This window comes from Thermostichus sp. MS-CIW-23, assembly GCF_054059455.1.
In genome coordinates, this window is the sequence record NZ_JBSSCC010000019.1 from 47,517 (window position 1) to 55,523 (window position 8,007).

Here is an 8,007-nt window from a genome sequence, read left to right on the forward strand (position 1 = left end):
GTTCCGGGTTTTCTGCCAGGAGTTTACCCTAGAAGGGATCAGAAATGCATATGCATAAAGTTAAGGTCAAGGCAAACTTTGTAGTCATTTAGGATTGAGATGAGATGACTGGGGTACCAAATTCTTCTCGCTTGCTAGGACTAAAAGTTTGGGTATGGGTGGGATGTCCTAGAATAAAGGGGAGAGGGAGCAGGCCACCGTTTTCTTAGCAAGCTGCCGGTGGATACAGGAATGAATCGCGATCTATTGCCCCTGTTGATTGCATTGGCGGCTGGCTGTGGCCTGACTAGCCGCTGGCATCCCCAGAAGGAAGCGGTGTGGCTCTACCAGTTGAGCCAGCCGGTTACAGCGCCCCAGCCGGGGGTAGAGGTCTATGTCTTGGATCTATTTGAATTTGACACGCCCCCGGAGACTGTTGCTCTGCTCCAGCGGTCGGGTGCCCGCGTTGTTGCCTATTTTTCAGCCGGGAGTTGGGAAGATTGGCGACCAGACGCTGCGTTGTACCCGGAAAGCGTACTGGGCGCAGCCTACGAAGGCTGGGACAGAGAACGCTGGGTGGACATTCGCGCCCTTGACATCCTGGCACCAATCCTGAGCGCGAGGCTTGATCTGGCGGTGCAGAAGGGATTTGACGGTGTAGACCCGGACAACGTGGACGGCTACCTGAACCCCACCGGCTTTGCCCTCGCACCGGCTCACCAACTCCAGTTCAATCGCTGGCTGGCCCAGGAAGCCCATCGTCGCGGTTTGGCGGTCAGCTTGAAAAACGATCCTGAACAAGCGGCTGCTCTAGAGCCCTATTTCGACTTTGCCGTGAGTGAGTCCTGCTTTGCAGAGGGGTGGTGCGATCTTTGGCAGCCTTTCACGAAAGCCGGCAAGCCGGTGCTCGCCATCGAGTACACAGATGCCTTCACCGAAACTGAGTTCCTGCAACAGGTCTGCTCTGCTGTCCCGGCAGGTCTGCATGCTGTGCTCCACCGCAGGAAACTAGAGGGTTGGGGCGTGTGGTGTGGTGCGGGGATAGCTGTGCCAGGTGTAGCCAAAGATTTGGTTAGCCAGCCAAATCATCAAAGCGCTGATGACCGCCCTTTGGCGAGTTAACCTGGTGCCTGCAATGATGCCGATAGCAACAAAGGGCAGCGTACAGGTATAGGCGATATTGCTCAGGCAGCCAAGGGTGGTGAATAGGCTGGGCCAAGTCTTGGGTAGCCTGTAGCCAAATAGAGGCTGGGATTCGGCGAGGAGCTTCGGGAAGGGCTTGAACAAGCGGCTGTAGGCTGACCATAGGCTAATCTCCTGGGAAAAGATGGGCTTTTAGGGGACAATTCCTAAGCAGGTGCTCGTGGACAAGTTGTCCCGCTACTGGCGGAGTAACCCGCTTGTACCAGGTGCGGTCGCCAGAGTAAAAAACCACCGGTCGCTGTTGGCAAACTTCTAGACAACCTGAGGTTATGACCGGTACATCCAGGTTGACTTCTCGGCGGGCAGATTCCAGAGCTTCCACAACCGGTTGATAGTTGCGGGAAGGATAGCAACGGCTGGAGCGACAGACAGTCTGGATCCCCCACCTGCGGGGCTGGTTCTGGGGATTGAGACGGCGGTAGAGAGCGGCGCGGCTAACCCATCTTTTGCGGCGCAGCTCGGGTGGGGTCTTGCGGTAGGGGCCGCCTTGGTGCTCCTCCAGGCACAAATGCAGGTGCCAAGTTTCGGTGGCCACTGTCAGGTAGCCGTCGTAGAGCATGCACAAAGCCGTCGGCTTTTCAAAAGCCAGCTCCAGCACTCCTCCTTCCACCCCATGACCGAGTTGGATCTCGGCCCAGCGTTCTTGAAACAGCTCGTAGAGCAACGGCCCGAGACAATCAATGTGGGCAGGGATCCCTTCAGCGCCGTCGTCTGGAGCAGCGACGCAGTAACCAACTGGCGGCGGCCCGGTCGCCTTCATCCCATGCCAACCGCTCCACGGCCACCATCACCATCGAGGTGATCACAGCTTCACTTAAATGGCGAGAACGCAAATGCTGCACGGCTGAAGTGGCGGCCTCCAGGTCGCGTCTGCGAATGGCGCGGAGCAGCTCATCAGACATAGACCAAGCCAACGAGCCTCACTTCCTTTCTGCCCCCTTTCTACCCCAAGAGCCAGAAACTTCCCCTTTCCTTCACCTGCTTGTCAGATAATGCAAAAGTTCGTTTTACTTTCACGAAATATCTCACAAGATGTCTCAGGAATTGTTACACTTTTTGCCCCTGAGCCGACTAGGCATGTCAGACAGCAGGGAGGACCGCAGGGGAGCACGGGATCCCTTTGATAAGCCGCTCCATTTCTGCTTGTAAATCTTGGGTGAGGGCTTGTACGGCTTGTCGGCGGTTGGCCTGGTAGGCGGGCCAGCGTTCGGAAACCGAGAGGGGATCCCCAATGCTGAAACGCGCCAGGCGGGGGCCCAAGCGGGGGGGAGCAGTTCCGACGGGATTTTCTCCTTTGATCCAAGCCAGCAGACTCCAGAGGCGCAGGGCGGTTTCCGCCAACTCGTCTAGACTCAAACTGGGCTGCTCGGGCATGGGGCGCACCGCAAACACCATCAAGGTTTCCGCCAAGCGCATGTGCCAGAGGTGAAAACTGGCCTCAGCAGCCACTCGATTGGCCAGCCCCCTTTCCAGAGCCGAGAGAGCAGCAATATCGGCAATATCTTCGCGGTAGATCCAGGCCCAGCCCGCCTGTTCGATGCGGTGCCGCCGCTCGATGAAGTCTCCCTGGGGCTCCAGACCAAAATGCTGCTCGGCCACGCGCAGGGCCAGATCCGATAAGCTTTGAAGACGCGCCAACAGATCCCCCTCTTTAACTTGGGCTCTATCTGCAGCAGGAAGAGCAGGGGCATAGAAGCGCTCATAGAAGGTCTGCATGACCTGGAGCAGGTGTTCTCCCAAGCGAAGGATACGGGCCAGCAAAAAGGCTTGACCGGCGTGAGCCGAGCGCGTGGGCGGCAGCTTGCAATCGGCCTCCATGCGGCTGAGCAATCTATTCAGAGCGGCACTGGGATCCCGCAGGTAGGAATAGCGAAGGCCTACCGGCAAGATCAGCACCTGCTCTGGCCGTCCCGCCTTGTGCAGATCCTCCACCGCCCAAAAGCTCATCTGGGCTACCCCCGGCTCCAACGGGTTGAGAAGACTGCTCATGCCGTTGATCGTCCCTTCTGGAGCTACCGCCAGCGGATATTGGCCCGATACAAACTGCTCACGAGAACTTTTTAGCCCTGCCCGATCCAGACGGCCTCGCAAAATCGGGATCCCGCCCAAGCGCGGCAAGCCCCAACGGGCAACGGATCCCAGCCACAGAGGTAGGCCGCGGTCATAAACAAACAAAACGTGGGGTCGGCCCCGAAAGCGGATCCCCTGGCGTTGGGCCACCTGCGGCAGAAGATGGGCAAACAAGTACATCAAGCAGGGGGGATCATCCAGGGTCGGGTGTCGAAACGCCACCAGCAGGCGAATCTTGCCCGCCTCAAACTGCTGATAAAGCTGAGCCAAACGCTCTCCCCCCTCCACTTCAACGCGAGGGATCCCTTTGGTCCATCGCAACCAAAAGGGCAAGCCTGCTTGAGCAAAACGAACGACCCAAGGCGTCAATCGCGGTGGCAAAAACTTGAGGGGTGGCTGAACCTTCTGTTGCATAGGGATCCTTATCTAGGGTCAGCAAGATCGGTGAACCTAGGCTTTGGATCCCATCTTAAAGAGGGCAAGGCAAGAAGAAAGCCACACAGTGACAGTTCGTCAACTGGATCCCTTCTCCTCACTCCCGGCCCGGCAGCGGCTCAAGCCCCAGCAGTTTTTTTCCGGCGACCGCGAGTCGCTTTGGGGGAAGCTTCTTTACTTGGGGTTGACTCCTCCACCACCTGGCCGTTTAGCACTTGCTTGAGGTGAATGTGCTTGTAACCCAGCTGAATCTCAAACTCATCCCCAGGCTTGAGATTCATTTTTTCGGTGTAGGCCGACCCAATGATCAACTGCCCATTTTTGTGGACGCTGACCCGAAAGGTTGGTTCACGACCGCGCTTGTCTCGGCTGGAACTTGGGCTGAGACTCAGACCTTTTGCCGCCAGCACCGCGTCATAGAACTCATTCAAGTTGACGCGAGGCTTGTTGGTCTTGGTCATGGTTACATAGCCACATCGCTTTGCCGTTTCTCGGCGCGGAAGATGCCCCAACGCTTCGACCTTCTGGAGCAGAGCCTTCCCGGTTAAAGGTTGTGGTGGTATATCTGACATTTTTTAATGTCCTACATCCTTCTCTTAAGATCATACCCTTGTGATGTACTCCTGCAACCGAAAGTCTGAGACTTTTTTGAAGACAGGTTTTTCTCTTGTTCCTTGAGCCAGCAGCTCCGAAGGAAAAACCTCGTCTCCCTCAAGAGGTGTTCCTGCCCTTGCCAAAAGGTGATGGGGGCAAAAAGAACTCAAGCCCTGAAGAGTGCTGGGGCTTTTGTGGATGGAGCTGACAAAAGATCGCCTTGGGGGTAGTACCGCGGTGTAGATCCGACTCACCGCTTTCTACAGCCTCATCCCCACTCGTCGGCTGCCCCAAACTCTGATCACAGCCAGAAAACAGGCTCGACTTTCCAAAAAACCGCCGCTGAGATGGTGATTGCCTTGCGCAAATCGGTCGAAAAGACAGCCAGAGCGGTGTGAAGCTGGATGCCATCAGACCTAGGCCAGCGGGCATTTTTATCTCTTGGCAGAGGCCGGCTACATCTGAGTAATGGCTGAGGGATCCCCTCTTCGGCACTTCTTCAGATGGGAGCGCAGTGAGCGCGAGTTGCCCAAAGCAAGTTATTCATTCAGGATCCACTCGATTGGCTGCCGCTGAGACAACGATGAGTGGCAAGCTCACCAGCAAACAAAAGCCCCATTGCTCCCAAGACAGGGGTGCTGTGTCGAAGATAATGTTGAACAGGCTCCACTGGCTGAAGAGGATCTGCAGCAGGATGGCCGCCCCAATGCCGATGGCAATGGCTGCTGTATCCATGAGGCGCTCATGGCGCTCCAATTGGCTGGCACGTCCACGGCCCAACAGGGTAGGAATGGCCTGGCTGAGGCTGAGCAAGTAGAAGATGCGACCGATCACCAACGCTTGGATGGCCATGGTGCGGGCCAGGTTAAGGTTGCCAGTGGTTTGTTCGATGTATTCAAAAACCCCGAAGATCAAGATCCAGTTGAACACGGACACCAGCAGGATGCGCTGCAGCAGCCTAGGAGAGAGCAAGTTGGCCTCCGGATCCCGCGGTGGGCGAGTCATCTCTCGGCCTGTGCTCGGCTCAAAGGCAAGAGGCACCGTCATGGTGATGGAGTTGATCATGTTTAGCCACAGCACTTGAATGGCCAGAATGGGGAGCTGGCGGTTGAGCAGCACGCTGAGGAGAATCGTCATCGATTCCCCCCCGTTCACCGGCAGGATGAAGGCAATGGCTTTGAGCAGGTTGTTGTAAACCGTGCGCCCCTCCTCAACGGCTGCCTCAATGGAGGCGAAGTTGTCATCGGTCAGGATCATGTCGGCAGCAGCTTTGGCCACTTCGGTGCCGCCTCGCCCCATGGCAATCCCCACATCTGCTTGCTTTAGGGCCGGAGCGTCGTTGACGCCATCGCCGGTCATGGCCACGATCTGCCCCCGCGCTTGCAGAGCTTCCACCAGGCGCAGCTTTTGCTCTGGCACCACCCGTGCGAAGACGGATCCCTCATTGGCGGCGGTAACAAACTCCTCTGGGCCGAGCTGCTCCAGATCCCGGCCGCTGTAGGCTTTTACCGGTTTGCCACCCCCCAGGCCCATCTGCTCGGCAATGGCTTGAGCCGTGAGCACGTGGTCGCCGGTGATCATCTTCACCTGGATCCCGGCACTCTGGCAGGCGCGCACGGCGGCAATGGCCTCTGGCCGCGGCGGGTCAATCATTCCCTGCAAACCGAGGAAGATTAAACCCTCCTGCAGATCTGGGTGATCCACCCGAGTTTGGCTGCTGGGGACGGTTTTTTGGGCAAAGGCCAGAACTCGCAGCCCCTGCCGTGCCAAGGCCTCCACCTGCTGGCGAATCCGCTCCTCTTCCAGAGGCTGGATCTCCCCCTGGGATCCCATCTGGCTGCGGCAGCGGGGCAGCAGGGCTTCCACCGATCCCTTGACGTAAATGCAATGCTCCTCCGGCCCCAATCTGTGTAAGGTAGCCATGTACTGAAACTGGGATTCAAAGGGGAGGGTATCTAGGCGAGGGCGGCAGCGCTGCAGATCTTCTCGATCCAAGCCCCCTTTCTGAGCCGCCACAAGCAGAGCCGCCTCGGTGGGATCCCCTACCACCTCCCACTGGCCGTTGTCTTTGGGTTGCAGACGGGTGTCATTGCAGAGGCAGCCGGCCAAGAGACAAGCCTGTAACGCCAGCAGCCGCTCCACTTCCACTGGATCACCCCCCTCCTGGGCCAGGATTTGTCCCTGAGGACTGTAGCCACTGCCCGTAACTTGGTAGAGCTGGGATCCGGCGTAGATGGCCTGCACCGTCATCTGGTTTTCCGTGAGGGTGCCGGTTTTGTCAGAGCAAATTACCGTAGCGCTGCCCAGGGTCTCCACCGCCGGCAGCTTGCGGATAATGGCGTGGCGTTTTGCCATGCGGGAAACCCCAATCGCCAAGGTTACAGTGACTACCGTCGGCAAGCCTTCGGGGATAGCACTCACCGCCAGCGCCACTGCCGCCTCAAAAACACTGGCCGCCCCCTGTCCCTGAGCCAATCCCACCAAAAAGGTGAGCCCGGCCAAGCTGAGGATGATCCTGAGCAGCATGAGGCTGAATTCCTCGAACTTGCGTGTTAGGGGAGTTTGCAGGGATCCCCCCTTTTCGACCAACTCCGAGATACGGCCTGTTTGAGTCTGGTTGCCAATGGCCACCACCACCCCTGCTCCTTGGCCGAAGGTAACAAAGCTGCCGGCATAGGCCATGTTCTGGCGGTCCGCAAGAGAAGTCTCCTCTGGCAGGGATCCCAGCCGTTTTTCCACCGGCACCGACTCTCCGGTCAGGGCCGATTCATCCACCTGCAAGTTGCGCACGCTCAGCAAGCGCAGGTCGGCGGGCACCTTATCTCCCGAGCTCAAGAGCACCACATCCCCCGGCACCAGCTCCCGCGAGGGCACCCGCAGTTTTTGCCCATCCCGGATGACCGTGACCTCCGTCACCACCGACCGAGCCAGAGCGGCAATCGCTTCCTCCGCTTTGGACTCCTGGATGTAGCCGATGAGAGCGTTGATTACCACCACCGCCCAGATCACGATGGCATTGCGCCAGGATCCCAAAAACGCCTTGACCGCCCCGGCAACCATCAAGATGTAGAGCAAGGATTGGTTGAACTGCTGCAGAAACTTCACCCAGGCCGGGGTAGCCGCCTTGGCCTTTAGCTCGTTGGGGCCATATTGCTTCTGCCGCTGGATCACCTCAGCTTGAGACAGACCCCGTTCCAGAAGCGCCGCCAGAGGCAGATCCACTGCAACGATTTGGCGGGCAACTTCCTCTTCGGGCAGGGCGTGCCAGGGAGCTGCCGGCAATGAGTCAGGGGAGACGGATTTTGCCATCGCAGGTCTCTAGTTGAATCGCAACAGAACTTGAAAGCCAGCCGTGAATTCAACGGCAAATCCCTCGTACAGTCCACAGCCTAGCCGACGCCGCCTACCCCCCAGAAGTGCCGCTGTTCCCCCCAGCGTCAACAAAGCCTAGTACCCAGGAATGCTGGGGAAGGGAAACCACCTGTCCAGTTGTTCTGTCGGGGGTCGTAGACCTAGACAAGTGGCGTGGGGTAGGAATACCCAACCGCGAGGTAAAGACTCCATCCCGCTGACGCCAAGGGAAGCCCGCGCTCTGTCCGTAGGACGAGCGCCGGGAGGATGTCACGAATGCTAGGTTGTGTTGATCTTTCATTTGAGCCAAAAGAGAGCACTGACGAGATAGAGAAAACTCAAGAAGTTCCTGGCCAATTTGTCAAAACGAGAACA

At 57.9% G+C, this 8,007-nt stretch carries 6 protein-coding genes; 1 reads left to right on the plus strand and 5 read right to left on the minus strand.

What is annotated here, in order from left to right; all coding sequences use genetic code 11:
* Positions 1-231 precede the first annotated feature (231 nt).
* Complete coding sequence (locus tag ACVW0B_RS08430; RefSeq protein WP_457491447.1) at positions 232-1,101, plus strand: endo alpha-1,4 polygalactosaminidase; 870 nt, start codon at positions 232-234, stop codon at positions 1,099-1,101.
* 187 nt (positions 1,102-1,288) lie between these two features.
* Here ACVW0B_RS08430 and ACVW0B_RS08435 read toward each other — a convergent pair whose 3' ends face one another.
* The 5 genes from ACVW0B_RS08435 to ACVW0B_RS08455 form a co-directional block, all read right to left on the minus strand.
* The gene (locus ACVW0B_RS08435; protein WP_414406465.1) at positions 1,289-1,942 is read right to left on the minus strand and encodes a (2Fe-2S) ferredoxin domain-containing protein; all 654 of its coding nucleotides are present in this window, start codon (positions 1,940-1,942) and stop codon (positions 1,289-1,291) included.
* Positions 1,881-2,084, minus strand: coding sequence for a hypothetical protein (locus ACVW0B_RS08440; protein WP_041436260.1), 204 nt, complete (start codon positions 2,082-2,084; stop codon positions 1,881-1,883). Before ACVW0B_RS08440 ends, ACVW0B_RS08435 begins: the two co-directional genes overlap by 62 nt.
* Positions 2,085-2,262: 178 nt before the next feature.
* Positions 2,263-3,666, minus strand: coding sequence for a 1-acyl-sn-glycerol-3-phosphate acyltransferase (locus tag ACVW0B_RS08445; RefSeq protein ID WP_457490590.1), 1,404 nt, complete (start codon positions 3,664-3,666; stop codon positions 2,263-2,265).
* A 140-nt stretch (positions 3,667-3,806) separates the two neighbouring features.
* Positions 3,807-4,259, minus strand: a complete 453-nt coding sequence (locus ACVW0B_RS08450) for an AbrB family transcriptional regulator (RefSeq protein ID WP_011432404.1) — start codon at positions 4,257-4,259, stop codon at positions 3,807-3,809.
* Between the two features lie 565 nt (positions 4,260-4,824).
* Positions 4,825-7,590: a cation-transporting P-type ATPase gene (locus ACVW0B_RS08455; RefSeq protein ID WP_457491448.1), complete on the minus strand. Its 2,766-nt coding sequence runs from the start codon at positions 7,588-7,590 to the stop codon at positions 4,825-4,827.
* Positions 7,591-8,007 lie beyond the last annotated feature (417 nt).